This window comes from Halobacillus faecis (genome assembly GCF_007991335.1).
GTDB classification, from domain to species: domain Bacteria; phylum Bacillota; class Bacilli; order Bacillales; family Halobacillaceae; genus Halobacillus; species Halobacillus faecis.
On the sequence record NZ_BJYD01000028.1, the window covers coordinates 21,812 to 39,598 of the forward strand.

Genomic DNA, 17,787 nt, shown 5'->3' on the forward strand with positions numbered 1-17,787 from the left:
GGAATAATCCGCTACACTTAAATGGAAAGGATGATAACATGAACAAACGTCAATTAGGATCTTCAGAATTATACGTATCCGAAATCAGTCTAGGGTGTATGTCACTCGGGACCGATCACAACAAGGCCAAAGACATCATCGACCGGGCTTTAGATGCCGGGATTAATTACTTAGATACGGCGGACTTATACGATTTTGGAGAAAACGAAAAAATCGTAGGGGAAGCGGTGAAAGGAAAAAGAGACGACCTTTTGATTGGAACAAAAGTCGGCAACAACTTTAATCGTGATGAAAAGGACTGGCACTGGGACCCGTCCAGAAAACACATCAAAGAAGGTGTGAAAGACAGTCTGAAACGACTGGGCATCGATTATATCGACCTTTACCAGCTGCACGGCGGGACTATTGAAGACCCGATTGAGGAAAGCATTGAAGCTTTCGAAGAGCTTAAACAGGAAGGTCTGATCAGAGAGTACGGCATTTCTTCCATCCGCCCGAATGTCATCAAAGAATATGTTGAGAAATCCAACATCGTCAGTGTGATGATGCAGTACAATGCTCTTGACCGCCGCCCGGAAGAAGAAATTCTCAACCTGCTTGCAGACAATGAAATTAGTGTGCTCGCCAGGGGGCCGCTGGCAAAAGGGATGCTATCATCAAAAGGACAAGAGAAAGCCCAAGAAAAAGCAGAAAATGGATTTTTAGATTACAGCCAGGAAGAAGTATTGGAAATCGCAAAGCGATGGCAGACGTTCACCACTGAAGAAAAAACGGCTGAAACGCTCGCGCTTCAATATGTATTGCAAAACCCTACCGTCGCGTCCGCTGTCTTCGGAGCAAGTTCCGTGGAGCAGCTGAATGACAACTTGCGCTACCTTGAGTCCCCTCCATTGACGGAGCAGACTTATCAGGATATGCAAGCACTGACAAGAGGGATTACCTACCAAAAACATAGAGCGAAATAAAGACTGACAAACAAAAAGACGAGAATGACCCTCCCCAGGGTCATTCTCGTCTTTTTTCTATAAGAAACGTGTAGATCAACGGTTGTCTTTCCATGTTTCCGCTAGGACACGAAGCCAATTTTTATAGGCAATCTTTTCAATATCTTCCCGGCCCAATCCTTCTTTTTTCAACAGCTCAAGTACTTTCGGCACACCGCTCACATCTTTAAGAGCGGACGGTACCCGGGTGCCATCAAAATCCGACCCTAAAGCGACATGGTCGATTCCAATACGATCAATCATGTAATGGATATGTTTTGTAATATCAGATAGTGAGGCTCCTTCGTTATTCGCCCCATCCTCTGTCACCATATTGGGATTGATACTGTAAGTGACCCCGATCAAGCCATTTGACTTTCCGATGGCATCAATTTGTTGATCCGTCAGGTTTCTGGTAACCGGACAGATTTGATGCGCATTGGAATGAGTAGCTACAAGCGGAGCGTCACTGATCGAGGCGACATCCCAAAACCCTTTTTCATTCAAATGGGAAAGGTCGATCATGATTCCTAACCGGTTACACTCACGCACAAGATTCTTTCCAGCTTCTGTAAGACCTGGCCCCGTATCAGGAGAAGAAGGGAAACGATACGGAACTCCCTCCCCGAATGCGTTCGCTCTACTCCAGACAGGACCGACAGATCGCAATCCCGCTTCATACAGGACAGAAAGCGCATGCAAGTCTTGATCAATGCCCTCTGCTCCCTCAATATGTAAGATTCCTGCCATGTATTCTCCTGCGATTGCCTTTTCTAAATCCTCAACTGTTCGCGCTGCTTTGAATTTTCCACCTGATTGTGCTTCCATTTTTAAGAAGCGTGCAACCATCTTGTAGGTGTACGCACATGCATAGGCGTAAGACAACGCTCGCGGAAACGGTTTTTCATAACCCTTCTCCGTTTTGTAGGCGACAGGAAGTGGATCGGTTTCCGGGTTCGGACAGAAAACGGCGTAGAAGCCGGCAGCAAGCCCCGAGCGGTTGCCACGAGGCCAATCAATGTGTCCTTCTTTCGTTCCTGCGAAAAAAGGCTGCACCCCATCTTCAAAGTTCATCATCGTATCATTATGTCCATCTATGAACGGCACTTTCATCTATTTCTCCTCCTTAAAAATCATCCGTTTGCTCCCCTCGAGTGTGAAAGAAGCAATTTTGAGAGACCCGGGGTTTCGTTGCCGGATTAGGAGTCAGAGGTGGTTGGAAAGCCGCTCGCTTTCCTGTGGGGGAGTGGCGAGCTTCCTCGGGCTAAAGCCCTGTGGGATCTCACCTATCTCCTTTCTCCCACGGGAGTCTCGCAGCTTCCCAACCACCCCATTCCTTTTAAATTGAAACGAAACCCTATACCAAGATGATACGCCTCCCAACCCCTTCAGACACTCACAAAAAAAAGCAGAAGTGGTTTCGAGAACACTAGATAACAAATGAGCGTAGGGGAATGAGGAAACTCCTGCGGGAAAAGAGTGCTTGGTAAGGCCCCACAGGACGCAGACCGAAGAAGGGTACCAAAATAAGGAAGATCGACTAAGTTCGGCACGTCCTGTGCCAACATCGAACGACCCCACCTCTTGTGAGACCCCGAGGAAAGCGAGTCATTCCTAGCAGCCCCACCCCCTCTATAAACATCCCGAAACTGACTCTTCGATAATCCTGCTTCGGAAATGAGAGCTGGAGTCCGTCTTGAGGATGATGAAGATTTTTCCAAAGTGGATTACACTAATACTATCAAAACCTTAGGAGGAATGATATGAAGAATACGGTAAGGAAAAATTGGGATTTGGAGCGTCTTTTTCCTGATGGGCTTGAGCATGAACTGCAACTAAAGAATGAACAAATGGAAGCTCTTCATGAGCAGATAAAGAACTCAAAAACTCCCGATGACTTCAAAGATTTTTTACTGACTGTAGAAGAAGTACAAAAGCTTTACTCTGATGTTTTCGCGATCGATGAATACGCCATCTGCCTATCCTCTCAGGATGTTCAGGATCGTAATGGCCACTACTTTATGGATCAAAGTCAAAGGTTAAAAGCAAAAATGGAATCTTTGTTACTGACCTTCGACCAATATATCGCTGCCATCTATGAATCTTCCTGGCATGAATGGATCCAAGCAGAGGAACTGGACGGGATCCGTACTTCTTTAATGGAGCGGAGAAGACAGAAGAAGGAGCGGTTAGCACCCGAGTTGGAACAGGCCATCCACACATTGTCCATGAATGGGTTCGAAGGATGGGAAGATCTTTATGAGCAGGAATTCGCCCGCCTTCGCGTACCTGTGGAAGAAGATGGTGAGGTAACGGAAATGTCGTTTGATATGGCATTCATGAAGGCGATGTTATCCAAGGATCGTTCTGTCCGTTCTTCCATTGCAGCGTCCATCATTGAGGTTTGCAAACAAAATCAGGACCGTTTCGCCCTTATTTTCAACCACTTCGCCGGTTTCAGGAATGATCTATATGAGCTAAGAGGATGGACGAATCCCCTGAAAGAAATGTATGAGCAGAACAGAATGACAGAACCCGCTGTCACCAGCATGATGAAAGCTCTGCACGACCATAAGGATCTTTTGTATCAATTCCTGAAAAGAAAAGCCCAGATCGATCACCTTGCAAAACCGGACTGGTATGATTTATATGCACCTTCTTTCACAGCTAAGACAACACTTACATATGAAGAGGCAACGGAAATTGTGATCCAGCAGTTCTCTCAATATAGTGAGAAACTCGGAGACTTTGCTAAACAGGCTTTCCAAGACGGATGGATCGATGCAGAGCCACATGAAAACAAACGCCACGGTGCCTTTTGTGCCTCAATCCCGCATGTGAAAGAAAGCCGGGTACTCCTTTCTTTCCACGGAACGTATCAGGATGTCGTGACTTTGGCGCATGAACTTGGACATGCTTATCACAATACGTTGCTTCATGAACAACCCGGATTTGCCCAGCATGCAGGGACAGGGCTTGCAGAAACAGCGTCCACGTTCGCAGAGAATCTTGTACTGGACGCGGCCATTGATCTTGCAAAAACAGAAGAAGACGCCCTCTCCCTCTTAGAAATGAAAATCATCAACGGACTGAAATACACCACGTTCATTCCAGCTAAATTTGAATTTGAAAAGGATTTTTATGAAAAGCGGAAACAAGGAAAGCTCTCCTCTTCAGAGATGATCGATTTGATGGAAGCAAAAGAACGGGACTGGTTCGGAGACCAGCTGGAACACGTGAATGCTTATAATTGGATGAGCATACCTCATTTTTACGATACTGAAAAAGCTTTTTATAACATTCCCTACACCATCGGTTATCTGTTCAGTAATGGCATGTACGCACAATACAAAGAACATCCTGCGTCATTCCCTGAAAAGTACGATGGCTTGTTGAGTCGTTCCGGGGATCTGCCGATGGATGAACTGTGCGCAGCTTTTCTCGGTCAGGACCTAAATACGCAGACGTTCTGGAACGAGTCATTCCGCCCCTTGGAGGAAGCCATTGAGGATTACCTCAAGAGAACAGAAAACTATATAACATAAAAAGGATGCTCAGAACCGTAATAGACGGGAGAGTTAAGAAGAAGCGGCTACGTTACGAATTGTGCGTGTCCGTTTCTTTCTTTAACACTATTATTAGGAAGAGCTGTGAGATTCAAAGCGGATTTGAGTACGTTTGTAGAACGTTACACAGGTCATAAAAAAAGGAGGACGATCATGAGCAAATTCAGTTTGTTCGGTAAGTTTACTGTACAAGAAGACGAACGGGATTCAATGGTAAATCTGTTGTTGGAAGCAGCTGATTCCTTGCAAAACCTTGAGGAATGCGAGGTCTATCTCGTGAATATTTCTGAAAGTGAACCAAATGCTGTTTATGTTTATGAAGTGTGGAAGAGCGAAGAGGCTCATCAAGCTTCTCTGACTCTTGAAACTACCCAAACGTTAATCCGTCGCGCAAAACCAATCATAACGGGAATGGAGAGAGTAAAAACCTTACAAACAAGAGGCGGAAAGGGTCTTGGACAGCATTCGGATTGAGTGAACGAATAGGAAAATGGATCATTCCATCCTAAAAAATAGAACTTCCTCTGTTAAGGAAGTTCTATTTTAGTATGATCTTATAAATCTACTTTTTTATGTTAGAAACTACTGATTTTCCGCTGTTTCCTCGAACGGATCATGGCACGGATCTGTCCGCGGTGACTGATTTCATCTTCCATGACGTGGAACCATAAGTAATAGGGGTTATACTTTACTCCGTTCGGCCAGGAGCGTTCCTCAAACAGCCAATCATCGTCCTTTTCTTTCAAGTATTCGAGCGTCGTATCTCTTGTCGTCTCAAGGAGATCCAAATAGTCATCCACCGGTAAAGATCGGAATTTCGCGCGGGCCTTCTCCCCCAGTTCAAGAGCCGCTCCCCATTCTTCCTGTTCATCCTCCGTTAAATCCCTCTCGTCAAAACTGATGATCTGATGGACAAACTCAATCGCTGCCATGTGGGAGAGAAGCATACCAATGGAGTTTCCACCGGTTTCGCACTCATCAAGTTCATCCTGCGTGAGATCCGCGACTTCCTGGATCGTCACCGCACGTGCGTGTTCAAGCATACAAACGAGTTCCCCGATTTTCTCAGAAAAACCTTTTTCTGATTGAACTTGATAAGAAATCATGAAAACTTCCTCCTCTTCTTTTTTACAATTTCTCAGATTTTGAGCCCGATTTCTTTGTTTTTTTTACAGGCTCTTTATACATATTCGACACTTTCATGCCTGAACCTTCTTCAAAACGTTGTGAGACTCGAATTTTGTAGATATTTTTGTTGTTTAATCTTGATTAAATGACGGTATATGCTAAGTATGAACAAAGCGGTGAGGTCTGTTCGTCAAACATTTGCTAGCCCCATTAAATTTTGAGGAGGAAACATACGATGAACATTAAAGTGGGCATTTGGAACAAGTTGACAAACCAAGACAAGATGACCCTTTTAAAAGCCGTAAGCCAACACTCACTTACAAAAAAATCAGCGTAATTATACACAGCCTTCCACGAAACTCTCTTCTATCCATCGCCATACTCTCAAACCCAACCCGGAAGCAGCCTCCATATTCTTCTGACAAAAACCTGCATAGGCAGGTTTTTTTGTCGTTCTCTCCTTTTGTCAACTTTATGTAAAGTTGTGTTCCATTCGTCCCTCTCCTGCATAAACCCTTTTTTGAGCGAATAGATAAGTACCGAAGGACAAGGACGGAACGCTCTTCGGTTAAAAAGGGGGAATGGAACATGAAAGTGGCGATCTTCACAGATACGTATGTACCGCAGGTCAATGGAGTCGCTCGAACGTTGAAACGGTGGACCGAATATCTCGAAAAGAAACGCATCTCCTACAGGGTGTATGCTCCAGACGTGCGAAGCAACGAGGAGTACGTGGATCATATTCATCGATTCAACAGCGTCCCTTTCTGGTTATACCCGGAATGCCGGCTGGCCCTTCCGAATGTAATCAAAATCAAAAGGGACCTTGACGCGTTCCAGCCCGACCTGATTCATATCGCCACTCCTTTCAACATCGGACTCGCGGGGCTGCATTACGGAAAGAAGATGGGCATTCCACTCGTGGGTTCTTATCATACGCACTTCGACCAATATTTAGACTATTATAAATTGTCTTTCCTCTCCCCTTTTGTCTGGAAATATATGCAATGGTTCCATCAGCCCTTCAAAAAAACATTCGTCCCTTCCCTTCATACCAAAAGTGAATTAGAGCTGCACGGTTTCCCTAACCTCACCCTATGGCAGAGAGGTGTGGACCATCAGCTTTTTTCCCCTGCACACGATGATGACGCCGTGAGAGATCATTTTAAAATCGACGCCCCCTTTCTATTAACCTATGTCGGACGACTGGCTCCGGAAAAGGGACTTGATACCCTTATGGACGTGGCCAAAAGCCTCCCCGAGCACATGAATAAAAACATTCACTGGCTCATCGTAGGCGATGGTCCTTTACGGAATGATCTTCAATCGAAAGCCCCGAAGAACATGACGTTTGCAGGCTATCAGGAAGGAGAAGGCCTGGCTCGTATTTACGCCTCTTCTACGTTATTCGTTTTTCCTTCAGCGACAGAGACATTCGGGAACGTCGTCCTTGAATCCCTATCCTCAGGAACACCCGTAGTTGCGGCGAACGCCGGTGGTGTCAAAGAGATTGTCAGCCATGAACAGACAGGCTTGTTATGTACACCGCATGACCCTCCCTCTTTCACTCAGGGAATTGTAGATCTTCTTTCTGATGAGCATAAACTAGCTACCATGAAGGTTCTGGCACGGCAGGAGGCACTCAGGAGATCATGGGATGAAATTTTCGAACAACTGCTCCACGATTATAAAGAAGCGATCGGCGATCTTAAGCTCGCCTCCTTCGCCTAGGGACAGGAGAAGATGAATATGAGAAAAATTGCGGTCATCGGTACAGGTTACGTCGGTCTGGTCACTGGAACCTGTCTTGCAAGTCTCGGTCATGAAGTCACTTGCGTGGATATTGACGAAAAAAGAATAGCTTCCTTACAAGATGGACATTGCCCTCTCCATGAGCCTGGCCTCTCACCATTGATGCAATCCAATATTCTTGACAAACGACTCCATTTCACTACCGTCCTGCAAGAAGCCGTTCAACGAGCAGAAGCCATTTTCATCGCCGTCGGAACACCGGAAAACGAAGATGGGTCAGCGGATCTTTCCTATGTAAAGAACGCTGCTGAAAATCTATCCCTCTATATGAACGATGGAACGCTAGTCATCCTCAAAAGTACAGTCCCACCTGGAACCAACCAAGCCGTCCATTCATGGATGCAGGCCATTTCCGGACGAACATTCCATGTCGTTTCTAATCCAGAATTTCTGAGGGAAGGGTCCGCTCTTCATGATTTCTTTTATGGTGACCGTATTGTCATCGGCCATTCAGACGCGGAAGCAGGACAAATGCTTGTAGAGATCTACAGCAAAATGAAAACCCCCATATTGCAGACGGACCCATTAAGTGCGGAAATGATCAAATACGCTTCCAATGCTTTTTTGGCGACAAAGATCAGCTTCATCAATGAGATCTCTTCCCTTACCGAAAAGGTAGGCGCTGATATCGAACAAGTGGCCCAGGGAATGGGAATGGACAGACGCATAGGGGAACAATTCCTGCGGGCAGGAATCGGATTTGGAGGATCGTGTTTTCCAAAAGATACGAAGGCTTTGATAGAGGTTGCAAAGGAAGCGGGTCACCCCTTCAGACTCTTGTCAGCGGTCATCGATGTCAATGATAGGCAAAAGAATCTTTTGATAGAGAAAGCCTTGAATCGCTATGGATGCTTGAAAGGGAAACGAGTAGCGGTACTTGGACTTGCTTTCAAACCGAATACCGACGATATCCGTGAATCTCCTGCCCTTTCACTGATCAAGCGACTTCAAGAGCTTGAGGCCGATCCGATTGGCTATGACCCGGTCGTGAAAAGTATCCCCCTCTGTCCTGTGAGTGATTCCATCCATGAAGTGTTAACAGGTGCTGACTTTGCCATGATCTGCACGGATTGGCCTTCCATCAGTGACTTACCTTTAGACGTGTACGAGAATACGATGAAAGAACCTGTCCTATTTGATGGACGTAATTGTTACCCACAGGAGGCCTTTCAAGGAAGAAACATCGAGTACCATTCCATTGGACGCAGGTCATATAAGGGACTGGAATAGAAAAAAAGCTTGTAGTTCATCGTAGCAAAAACTGGGGAACATCCATGAATGTGCCATGTCATGGATGTTCCCCAGTTTTCGTTTATACCGGACTTGCTTTTTCCAAGAAAAGTAACCCTGTTGGTGATACCCTCTCGAAAAACAGCATTATAGTTTACATAATAATGGACTAGTAAACTGAGTTGGATGAGTTGTCCTTCCAACATAGCGAGGAGTATAATGATATATTAGTTGATTCATAGGAGGACGACATTATGACATCCAAAGGCACCAATAAAGTGCTGATGGCAGCCCTGTTACTTGCTGGTTCCTTTATTACGATATTAAATCAGACCCTGATGATTACAGCCATTCCTCCCATCATGGATGAGATGAATGTTACAGCGAACTCAGCTCAGTGGCTGACGACTGTTTTCATGCTCGTAAACGGTGTGATGATCCCGGTCAGTGCTTTTCTTATTGAACGATTTACAACGAGACAGCTTTTCATCTCGGCTATGAGTGTATTTGCCTTCGGTACGATCCTTGGCGGACTGGCATTGAATTTCCCCCTCCTCCTTTTAGGTAGAGTCGTCCAGTCTGCTGGAGCAGGTGTGATGCTTCCTTTGATGCAAACCGTCATTCTCATGATTTTCCCCGTCCATAAACGAGGGGCCGCCATGGGATATATCGGACTTGTCATTTCATTTGCACCAGCAATCGGACCTGCGCTCAGCGGTTACATTACCTCGGCCTACACGTGGAGGTATTTATTCTGGATGATTTTACCCTTAGCCATTTTAATTATTATTCTCGCCTACTTCATACTGAAAAATGTAACCGAGCTATCCTACCCTAAGGTCGATCCGGTTTCCATCATCCTATCGTCCATCGGTTTCGGAGGGCTTTTATATGGTTTCACTCTCGCTGGAAACCAGGGATGGACAAGCATGGACACGGTCATCGTCCTGATCATTGGTGTCGTAACTTTGACCTTGTTCATTACAAGGCAGTTACGGATGCACCACCCGATGCTTGAGTTCCGTGTCTTCAAGTATCCGGTCTTTGCGATCACGACCGTCATCGCCATGATTACCTTCTTAGGATTGATTGGTGCAGAAACGTTGATTCCTTTATACATGCAGGATATGCGTGATTTTTCCGCTTTCGAATCCGGGCTCGCCTTGCTCCCGGGAGCGGTCATCACTGCATTCATGTCCCCAATCACCGGCCGTATTTTTGATAAAATCGGAGCGCGTCTGCTCGCTGTTGTCGGACTCACAATTATTACAGGCGCATCCCTCGCCTTTTCATTTTTGAATATCGAGACCACCTTCACGGCGATTACTGTCTTATACGCCATCCGGATGTTCGGATTATCGATGGTCATGATGCCAGTGACGACGGCGGGGTTGAATCAATTACCTAAGAAACTTATCCCCCATGGCGCTGCGATGAGCAACACAATGCGGATGGTAGCCGCCTCCGTCGGGACAGCGATTCTTGTTACGGTCATGACGACAACCGCTCAATCTGCCGAAAGCAATCCATCCATCGATCACCCTTCGATTTATGGAGTGAATATCGCCTTCTTCATCGTCACAGCATTGTCCCTTGCCGGTATTGTTCTAGCTTTCTTCGTCAAACGCACCTATCCGCCTGATGAAGAGCCAGTCAGTGAATCTGAAACAACATTCGACGATCAAAAAGCAGAAAACTACTAGCACGAGTGCGTTAAGAAAAAAAGGTTCCCTCATCCGAAGAGGGAACCTTTTTTGTTTATGCGAATAAATGATCCGCCGTATAGTTAGTAAAATCGAGTTCGGTTTTTTCATCCAACAAGTACTTGGCAAGCTCAGATCCAATATAAGGACCGCTTGTCAGACCAGATGCGCCTAAACCATTAGCGACCACAACGTTTTCATGACCGGGCACTTTTCCGATGACGGGTGTTGAACCCGGGGTGAAAGGCCGGTATCCGACGTTCGTTTTGACATAAGTGGCCTCCGCAAGCCCAGGAGCGACGCGAAGAGCTTTATCCATCAACTGATGGACAGAACCTGCCGTGACTCTCGAGTCCGCCGTTTTCTCTTTCGTCGCGCCGATGACGACTCGCCCTTTCCCGAAAGTGAGAATATAGTGATTGAACGGGGGCAGCATCACAGGCCAATGTTCCGTATCGTCGTCCTCCATATCTACATGAACGATTTGCGCTTTTTCAAAAGTGACATTCGGTCTCATGCCGATCGGTTCAAACAACGGCTTCGTCCATGCCCCGTTCGCAACAACAACCCGGTCAGAAAAGATGTTCTCCCCATTTACGTAGACACCTTTTATACGCTTGTCTTCATAATAAAGAGAAGCATCTCCGTTAATAAAAGTCGCTCCGTTTTTCTTCGCTGCCCTTAATAAGGATGAGGTCACTTCCGCTCCGTTCACTCGCGCTCCCCCTGAGATATGAAGGGCCCGGTAATGTTCTGCTACAGGCGGGAACATCTCCTTGGTCTCTTCAGGGGAAAGGCAGGAGATCTCCCCCATTTCCGGAGCCTGCTCTTTTCTTTCGAGAGCAACCCGGAGTTTCTTCTCCAATTTTTCTTCCGTATCGAAGATATTGATGGCTCCCACTCGTTTATAGCCGGTTTGTGTTTCGCCAGCTTCAGCAAGCTCCTCCATTAAAGCAGGGTAATATTTGGCCCCACCAGTGACGAGAGGATACCACACTTTATTGCTACGGTTTGTCAGCCATGGACACACGATCCCAGCGGCATTTCGCGTCGCCTGTTCCGGATCGTTCCGGTCGATGATGATCACTTCTTCCCCTTTTTTCGCTAGATGGTACGCCGTTGACGCCCCTACGATTCCTGCTCCAATAATGATTGTTTTCATAGTCACACCTTCAATCCCTGTCATTTCATCTGTTGTTATTGTACATGAACGAAAAGACAGGGTACAGAAAATAAAGAATCATCCTTTTTTTGATAGATGAAGTTTCAGGCCATGATTCATTCTAAGCGTGACTAATGGCTCTGGCTTGACAGGAAAAGCGTCAGAAGAAGGAGCGAACTTGAACGCCTTGATGAGGGACGAGAGAATGACGAGCATTTCAAGCATCGCAAAGTGCTGACCGATACACACACGGGCCCCGCCACCGAATGGCAGATACAAATAGTCAGGGCCTCCAAGCAGACGTCCATCCTCAAAGCGTTCAGGGAGGAATTCCTCTGGATAATCGATATACCTCCGGTGCCGATGCATCAAATAAGGACTGATCATCACCGTGGCTCCTTTTTTAATGAACGTGGATCCAATGTTCACATCTTCCTTGGCACGTCTGCCAAACATCCATGCTGGAGGATACAAGCGCATGCTTTCGAGGATGACTTTTTTTGTGTACAACAGGTTTCCTGTTTCCTCCACGGAAGGAGTATCGCTTGAAAGGATGTTTTCAATTTCACTCTCCACTTTTTTGTAACAATCGGGGTGCTCCATGAGCAAGTGGAACGTCCATGTTACCGCGGACGCTGTGGTTTCATGTCCGGCTAGAAACACAGTCATCACCTCATCACGGAGTTGCCTGGCATCCATTTTATTCCCATGAGCATCTTCAGCGTCCTTTAAGACGCCAAGAAGGTGCTCTTGATTTCCCTGATCCTGATCAATGATGGCATAGACCACTTCATCCAGTTTTTCGACCGCATCATCGAACAACTTGTTACGAACCGTCTTCCATGAGCGGGGCGATTTAAACACGCTACGGATCCTCTCCGTGGCGATTTCCATTGCGGTATCCAGTTGTTGTCCCACTTGATCATGGTCTGCTTTCACTTCTGTACCGAACATCGTCTCTGTGATGATCTGGAGCGTAAGATTTCTGATATCTTCAGAAATCAAGCGGTCTCCGTCCTTCCAGAGAGCGGTATGATCCGTAACGACTCTCCCCATTGTGTCACAGTAACGCTGGATATGTTTCGGAGTAAAGAAAGGCTGTAGTTTGCGACGCTGTTGTTTATGAAGCTTGCCTTCACTCAACAACAGACCTTTTCCAAGCAGTGGTTCCAACTCCTGAAAAGGTTTGGATTTGTAAAAGGAGTCCGCTTTTCTTACGAGTACTTCTTGAATCAGAGCAGGATGCATCAACATGAAAACCGGTCGATGAGCAAACCTGAACCTTGTCACAGGCTTCTGTGTCTCTTCCATTTCCATAAGGAATGCCAGTGGATCTTTTTTGAATGCCGGCAGTTGACCAAGTGGCGAACGACTCTTCCATTTATACATAACGTACCCCCTTCAACCTTCTATTAGAGGGTACTAGAGTCCACCTCATTTTATTCATTCCTTTAAGAAAGATAGGAAACTTTCCTTAAAGACTGGTTCATAAACGAGAAGATTGTGGATTCTTTAATTTCGAGGCTTTTGTTTGAGGATCAGGTGCTGCAGGGAATGACTCGCTTTCCGCGGGAGTCTCCCCATTCCCCTCCGCCCCTTTCTAATCATAGGTTCTCGAAATCATTCCTCTTTCCACCTACCTATCAGCAGAATAACTATGCGCTAGTACTAGTGCTATAACATTCTTCGCCTAAAACTCGGCCATGGAAGGTAGTTTCAAGCATCAACCAATCGTAGGGTCATTGTGAAAACGGGGAGATTACTATAGAGATTTATGGGTAGGAAGAAAACACTGATCCAGGCTAGAATGCTTGCTGATATCCCTTCTCCTTTCCGCAAACATAAATCTCGAAAATGAACATTCCACAGTTGGGAGAATATCTAAACAGGACGTGGGTGAGGTTAAAGGGATAGATAGGAAAAGCCGATGGGAGGTTCCATCGGCTTTTCATGGGATGTTTTTGACATAGGTTTGAGCAAGCAGGTCGTGAATGGCCCGTTTGTCTTTCCTAAAAGCGATCATAAATGCACTCACAACCGAGGCGATTCCGAATGTAATCACTCCGAGAAGGAATTTACCGATGACTTCTCTAATAAACATTTGGAACAGACCTACTGGCTGATCCCCTTCTTTCCTTATTTTGATTGTCAGTATTCTTTTCCCAACAACATATCCACCCCATATTACGGGAAGTACGGTCAAATAACTCACGTAGATGACCTGCCATAACCATCCGTCCGTTACATCTGTGCTCCAATCTCCCTGATACAAAGACCATAAGAGATTCAGAGGAACGGTAATGATGAGTCCATCCAAGATCAAGGCGAAAAAACGACTCCAAAATCCAGCTCGTTCCATCAATCTGCCTCCTTTCCATCTGGAAGTATTCGAATAATTTCTATGATGAAATAACCGATGAGAAAATAAAAAACAAAGGACAAATCGAAGGTTTTCTCAGAAAGCAGAGAAACGACAAACACTCCAAACACAACGCCATTGCCTATCCTTGTTAGATACTCAAGGGCCTTATGGATCATCAGAATAAGTTTTCTACACCTTGAGCCCTTTTCATGGCAGATATCGTCCCTTGATGGAGCCCTTCGTGCCAGATCGTGAAATTCAACACTTCATCCAACGTCCGAAAAACGATTCCCCCGCCGAGGTCGAATGGCTTTTTCCCTTCTTCAGATAAGCGTCCTTCATACGTTTGGATCAAACGCTCGATTTGAGACTCCAGTTCTTTTCGAAGATCAGCCAAACGAGGGACATCTTCCGGCCATTCATCTGGTGAGGTACCTCCATGGAATAGTTGGATATACCCTTCTGGCATATGGGCTTCTTCCCCTGTAAACCTGGCGAGCAGGTTTTCCTGGGAAACGAAAATATGACCGAAGTTCCAACGGATGTTATTCAGAAAGCCCTCCGGTTTCGCATCCGCTACTTCTTCTGTCGTCGCATCTAGCGCTGCCAGACTCCTTTTCCTTACAAAACGCATCTGTTGAAATAGACTTTCTTCTTTCATCCACCAGCACCCCTTTTTATCAGAAAAATCAATCACATCTACTATAGCATGAACCCAGACAAGTATATATGTTAATCTAGTATGGAAAGAAAGGGAGGAAATCCTATGAATCAAGAGATGAAAATAGGCATCGCACTAATCAGCAGCTTTTTACTATTCATGGTCGGCATATTCCGGTTATTTACGGCAGAACTTCAAGATGTGCCACTTTTTGTAGCCTACATACTTACGATCACCGGCTTGGTCGGAGTCATTACGAATGGGTGGAAGTGGAAAAAGCGGGAAGATTGACTTTGACTGTTTTATTAAACCCAACAAGCCTGTTTAAAGGAGTGTTATAAGTAGCGATGGCTCCTACTGAACAACCGCTACGATGCTTGAAGACTCCTATGATTCTTTATAGGCGAATACAAGAAAATATTTGAGGTACCCTGCTTTTAAAAGACGTATAATGGTGTCTTCCGCCTACGATGACTGAAAAAGTCATGTGGGGTACCTTTTCTTTTAATAATCGGGCGACTCTCTCATTCGAACGGTGAAATTTCCTGTTGATCTCTTCATCTTCTACCTCTTGGTCTCCCCAGTCCAAATATAGGTTATGAATCGATGAAAGGTCAGAATTTCTGATAAGCTCTTCGATTTTCTCTTGGTTGCGCCAAAAAGCTGAAGATAAACCTACGACATTTTTATAAATATGTGGGTATTTGCATGCGGCATAAACAGAAATCAGTCCACCTAAAGAGATACCAACCATTGATGTGTTTTCTTTTATGGTCTTGTATTGGCGATCAATTTTAGGCTTCAGTTCTTTTGTAACAAAATCAATATACAGGCCACCCCTGCCTCCTAAATCGCATGGATCGCCCAACATCTGTTCACTGTAATCCCCATTCACCCAAGGACAGTATTCATTCACTCTTTCTTCAGAGTTCTGATCGATCGCAACAACAATCACATCTATATGATTCTTATCTAAATATTCTTCCAGTGATAATGAATGGCCCCCAATCGCCTCAGAGTCCCGAAAAACGTTCTGACCATCATGCATATAGATGACCGGGTAACGTTTTTGATCTTCATGGTTGTATCGCTTTGGCAGAAAAACGCTGATCCTTCTCTTTTCTTTGAACGCCGTCATATAAACTTCAAATGTTTCAAGCATGTCGTCCCTCCGACATTCAGAATTCTTGTCCAAATCTTTATCCTTTCTAGTTTTCCATGATTTTCATGTATGAATGAGATTTCATTCGCTGCCTCCACTTAGAATTACACCGCTAACGTTTTTAACGAATGTGGATGGGATCACTTTCAAGGTGCTTTACTATCTACATAGGAAACAATCGACTCCACAATAGAGGAAGCGGATTGGCTCGTGCTCAGCCTGGGGCTCTGACCTGACCAAAGCGACATATATTCGGGGCGGTTTTGGCTGGCGGCTTCCTTACGAATTTCTTTCGTCAGCATATTTTGTAGAGGATAAGCTAAAAGATTACCACCTGCACCTTTCTCCATTTCCTCGATAAAGGAATTCCGAATGCCTCTTGCTGGTTTACCACTGAAAACAGAAGTAACCACAGTGTCCGTTTCCTTTGTATTCAAGATCGCCTCTTTATGTTGAGCTTTCGCACCACTCTCCTGACATGTGACAAAGGCCGTTCCCAACTGTGCGGCTTGAGCTCCTAAGGCGAGAGCAGCTTTAACACCCCGGCCATCCATAATACCTCCGGAAGCGATGACCGGGATCTCCACATGATCCGTCACCTGAGGCACGAGCGACATCGTTCCGATCATGGCTTGATTAAAGGAACCGGCAAATGTTCCTCTATGACCGCCCGCTTCACTCCCTTGTGCGACAACCATATCCATTCCTTGTTCTTCGTTGATGATCGCTTCTTCTACCGTGGTAGCCGTTCCGATCACAACCACTCCAGCTTTTTTTAAATCATTGATCACTTCTACAGGCGGCACACCAAATGTGAAACTGACTACGGGGACTTGTTCCCTCATCAGTGCTTCGACTTGTTTTTCAAAAATAGAAGTGTCCTGCTTCGGTGTGGGCGCTAATTCGATTCCTAGCTCGGAGCGGTAAGGTTCCAACCACTTGTTCGCATGGGCTATTTCTTCGGCTGTCGACTGAGGGTATTGAGGGACAAAAACGTTTACACCAAACGTTCGACTTGTAGATTGTTTGATTTCCTTGATTGTATGTACCATAGCTTCAGGAGTCATATAACCTGCCCCCAAATTCCCTAACCCTCCTGCATTTGAAACCGCTGAGACGAGAGCGGGTGTGGTCACTCCCCCGGCCATGCCGGCCTGGATGACCGGGTGATCAATGTTCAGCTGATTACAAACTGAATGACGCTTCCACATGGATGTAACTCCTTTCCAAAGTAGAATTCTAACCTCGAACCACTTTTTCACCTCTAGTCACAAAGCGATAAAAAACAGTCATCGTTGGTAATGACTGTTTTTCATCTTTCTTTCACTTTCTCCCAGCCAAGCTCATGGGAAGTCTTCAAATCAATCGTTGCCGTTTCACTCCAAAAGTTCGTTAACGTATGTTGGGTGTGCTCAATGATCTGAGCAGCTGTCAAATACTCGTTCGCACAAGTCGTATGAGCATCAGAGATCAGGGTAACACGGTACCCATGATCAAAGGCGCCTCGGGACGTAGAGTCAACACAATAATCCGTCTGCGCCCCACAGATGTAGAGATGATCCGCATCTACTTTATCCAGGGTCTTCTTAAGGGATGTATTCACAAAAGCATTGGGAACCGTTTTGAAAATGACGGCATCCTGCTCCAACGGCCTCTCCAAGTCAGGGTGCAGCTGCCAGCCATCTTCTCCACGTTTCATTGGACCCTCCGGATATTCATGTTGAACGTAGACCACTGGAATCTGTTTTTCTCTCGACCGGTGGATCGCTCGATTCATATTGGTGATCTTCTCTTCACACTGATAGGCGTTTTCCATGACAGCCTTTTGCACATCAATGACGATCAATACTTCTTTCCCCATTCGCCCACATCCTTTTTACATTGTCCCTCTTACCTTTCTCTAATAGAGTCCAGAGTTCCTGCATGGGATGGCGGGATGATAAACATTCGTCTCAACTATGACTGTGGATAGACCATTTCAGTGTTCATGTTTTTCAAGAAAGCAAAAAAAGAACCTG

Annotated in this window: 16 protein-coding genes; 7 read left to right on the plus strand and 9 right to left on the minus strand. The window is 45.6% G+C overall.

The window, feature by feature from the left end; translation table 11 throughout:
* The first annotated feature begins 38 nt into the window (after positions 1–38).
* Positions 39–965, plus strand: a complete 927-nt coding sequence (locus HFA01_RS15340; protein WP_146817858.1) for an aldo/keto reductase — start codon at positions 39–41, stop codon at positions 963–965.
* Positions 966–1,040: 75 nt separating this feature from the next.
* Here HFA01_RS15340 and HFA01_RS15345 read toward each other — a convergent pair whose 3' ends face one another.
* Positions 1,041–2,096, minus strand: a complete 1,056-nt coding sequence (locus tag HFA01_RS15345; protein WP_146817861.1) for a dipeptidase — start codon at positions 2,094–2,096, stop codon at positions 1,041–1,043.
* 650 nt (positions 2,097–2,746) lie between these two features.
* Here HFA01_RS15345 and HFA01_RS15350 point away from each other — a divergent pair.
* Both HFA01_RS15350 and HFA01_RS15355 read left to right on the plus strand, forming a co-directional pair.
* Positions 2,747–4,528, plus strand: coding sequence for a M3 family oligoendopeptidase (locus HFA01_RS15350; protein ID WP_146817864.1), 1,782 nt, complete (start codon positions 2,747–2,749; stop codon positions 4,526–4,528).
* Positions 4,529–4,702: 174 nt separating this feature from the next.
* The gene (locus HFA01_RS15355) at positions 4,703–5,023 is read left to right on the plus strand and encodes a putative quinol monooxygenase (protein WP_146817866.1); all 321 of its coding nucleotides are present in this window, start codon (positions 4,703–4,705) and stop codon (positions 5,021–5,023) included.
* A gap of 101 nt (positions 5,024–5,124) precedes the next feature.
* Here the strand turns inward: HFA01_RS15355 and HFA01_RS15360 are convergent, their stop codons facing one another.
* Complete coding sequence (locus tag HFA01_RS15360; protein WP_146817868.1) at positions 5,125–5,655, minus strand: DinB family protein; 531 nt, start codon at positions 5,653–5,655, stop codon at positions 5,125–5,127.
* Between the two features lie 610 nt (positions 5,656–6,265).
* Here HFA01_RS15360 and HFA01_RS15365 point away from each other — a divergent pair.
* The 3 genes from HFA01_RS15365 to HFA01_RS15375 all read left to right on the plus strand — a co-directional run bounded on the left by HFA01_RS15365 (position 6,266) and on the right by HFA01_RS15375 (position 10,422).
* Positions 6,266–7,408 carry a glycosyltransferase family 4 protein gene (locus HFA01_RS15365; RefSeq protein ID WP_146817871.1) on the plus strand — a complete coding sequence of 381 codons (1,143 nt, stop codon included), beginning with the start codon at positions 6,266–6,268 and terminating at the stop codon, positions 7,406–7,408.
* A gap of 18 nt (positions 7,409–7,426) precedes the next feature.
* On the plus strand, positions 7,427–8,719 hold the full coding sequence (locus HFA01_RS15370) for a UDP-glucose dehydrogenase family protein (RefSeq protein ID WP_146817874.1): 1,293 nt from the start codon (positions 7,427–7,429) through the stop codon (positions 8,717–8,719).
* 254 nt (positions 8,720–8,973) lie between these two features.
* Positions 8,974–10,422: a DHA2 family efflux MFS transporter permease subunit gene (locus tag HFA01_RS15375; protein ID WP_146817877.1), complete on the plus strand. Its 1,449-nt coding sequence runs from the start codon at positions 8,974–8,976 to the stop codon at positions 10,420–10,422.
* A 55-nt stretch (positions 10,423–10,477) separates the two neighbouring features.
* Here the strand turns inward: HFA01_RS15375 and HFA01_RS15380 are convergent, their stop codons facing one another.
* The 4 genes from HFA01_RS15380 to HFA01_RS15395 form a co-directional block, all read right to left on the minus strand.
* Complete coding sequence (locus HFA01_RS15380; protein ID WP_146817880.1) at positions 10,478–11,584, minus strand: NAD(P)/FAD-dependent oxidoreductase; 1,107 nt, start codon at positions 11,582–11,584, stop codon at positions 10,478–10,480.
* Positions 11,585–11,662: 78 nt separating this feature from the next.
* Entirely contained in the window at positions 11,663–12,973 is a 1,311-nt protein-coding gene (locus HFA01_RS15385; protein ID WP_146817882.1) for a cytochrome P450, read from the minus strand.
* Between the two features lie 559 nt (positions 12,974–13,532).
* On the minus strand, positions 13,533–13,943 hold the full coding sequence (locus HFA01_RS15390) for an RDD family protein (protein ID WP_146817886.1): 411 nt from the start codon (positions 13,941–13,943) through the stop codon (positions 13,533–13,535).
* Between the two features lie 178 nt (positions 13,944–14,121).
* On the minus strand, positions 14,122–14,607 hold the full coding sequence (locus HFA01_RS15395; protein WP_146817889.1) for a DinB family protein: 486 nt from the start codon (positions 14,605–14,607) through the stop codon (positions 14,122–14,124).
* Positions 14,608–14,712: 105 nt separating this feature from the next.
* Between HFA01_RS15395 and HFA01_RS15400 the strand changes: the two genes are divergently transcribed.
* The gene (locus HFA01_RS15400; RefSeq protein WP_146817891.1) at positions 14,713–14,898 is read left to right on the plus strand and encodes a hypothetical protein; all 186 of its coding nucleotides are present in this window, start codon (positions 14,713–14,715) and stop codon (positions 14,896–14,898) included.
* A 106-nt stretch (positions 14,899–15,004) separates the two neighbouring features.
* Here the strand turns inward: HFA01_RS15400 and HFA01_RS15405 are convergent, their stop codons facing one another.
* The 3 genes from HFA01_RS15405 to HFA01_RS15415 form a co-directional block, all read right to left on the minus strand.
* Complete coding sequence (locus HFA01_RS15405) at positions 15,005–15,769, minus strand: alpha/beta hydrolase (RefSeq protein WP_146817894.1); 765 nt, start codon at positions 15,767–15,769, stop codon at positions 15,005–15,007.
* 146 nt (positions 15,770–15,915) lie between these two features.
* Complete coding sequence (locus HFA01_RS15410; protein WP_146817897.1) at positions 15,916–16,980, minus strand: NAD(P)H-dependent flavin oxidoreductase; 1,065 nt, start codon at positions 16,978–16,980, stop codon at positions 15,916–15,918.
* A 101-nt stretch (positions 16,981–17,081) separates the two neighbouring features.
* The gene (locus HFA01_RS15415; RefSeq protein ID WP_146817899.1) at positions 17,082–17,630 is read right to left on the minus strand and encodes a cysteine hydrolase family protein; all 549 of its coding nucleotides are present in this window, start codon (positions 17,628–17,630) and stop codon (positions 17,082–17,084) included.
* Positions 17,631–17,787 lie beyond the last annotated feature (157 nt).

What these genes read in the sequence shown, in the direction of transcription:
- HFA01_RS15340 (WP_146817858.1), top strand. Translation starts at nt 39, where the DNA reads ATGAACAAACGTCAATTAGGATCTTCAGAATTATACGTATCCGAAATC.
- HFA01_RS15345 (WP_146817861.1), bottom strand. Translation starts at nt 2,096, where the DNA reads ATGAAAGTGCCGTTCATAGATGGACATAATGATACGATGATGAACTTT.
- HFA01_RS15350 (WP_146817864.1), top strand. Translation starts at nt 2,747, where the DNA reads ATGAAGAATACGGTAAGGAAAAATTGGGATTTGGAGCGTCTTTTTCCT.
- HFA01_RS15355 (WP_146817866.1), top strand. Translation starts at nt 4,703, where the DNA reads ATGAGCAAATTCAGTTTGTTCGGTAAGTTTACTGTACAAGAAGACGAA.
- HFA01_RS15360 (WP_146817868.1), bottom strand. Translation starts at nt 5,655, where the DNA reads ATGATTTCTTATCAAGTTCAATCAGAAAAAGGTTTTTCTGAGAAAATC.
- HFA01_RS15365 (WP_146817871.1), top strand. Translation starts at nt 6,266, where the DNA reads ATGAAAGTGGCGATCTTCACAGATACGTATGTACCGCAGGTCAATGGA.
- HFA01_RS15370 (WP_146817874.1), top strand. Translation starts at nt 7,427, where the DNA reads ATGAGAAAAATTGCGGTCATCGGTACAGGTTACGTCGGTCTGGTCACT.
- HFA01_RS15375 (WP_146817877.1), top strand. Translation starts at nt 8,974, where the DNA reads ATGACATCCAAAGGCACCAATAAAGTGCTGATGGCAGCCCTGTTACTT.
- HFA01_RS15380 (WP_146817880.1), bottom strand. Translation starts at nt 11,584, where the DNA reads ATGAAAACAATCATTATTGGAGCAGGAATCGTAGGGGCGTCAACGGCG.
- HFA01_RS15385 (WP_146817882.1), bottom strand. Translation starts at nt 12,973, where the DNA reads ATGTATAAATGGAAGAGTCGTTCGCCACTTGGTCAACTGCCGGCATTC.
- HFA01_RS15390 (WP_146817886.1), bottom strand. Translation starts at nt 13,943, where the DNA reads ATGGAACGAGCTGGATTTTGGAGTCGTTTTTTCGCCTTGATCTTGGAT.
- HFA01_RS15395 (WP_146817889.1), bottom strand. Translation starts at nt 14,607, where the DNA reads ATGAAAGAAGAAAGTCTATTTCAACAGATGCGTTTTGTAAGGAAAAGG.
- HFA01_RS15400 (WP_146817891.1), top strand. Translation starts at nt 14,713, where the DNA reads ATGAATCAAGAGATGAAAATAGGCATCGCACTAATCAGCAGCTTTTTA.
- HFA01_RS15405 (WP_146817894.1), bottom strand. Translation starts at nt 15,769, where the DNA reads ATGCTTGAAACATTTGAAGTTTATATGACGGCGTTCAAAGAAAAGAGA.
- HFA01_RS15410 (WP_146817897.1), bottom strand. Translation starts at nt 16,980, where the DNA reads ATGTGGAAGCGTCATTCAGTTTGTAATCAGCTGAACATTGATCACCCG.
- HFA01_RS15415 (WP_146817899.1), bottom strand. Translation starts at nt 17,630, where the DNA reads ATGGGGAAAGAAGTATTGATCGTCATTGATGTGCAAAAGGCTGTCATG.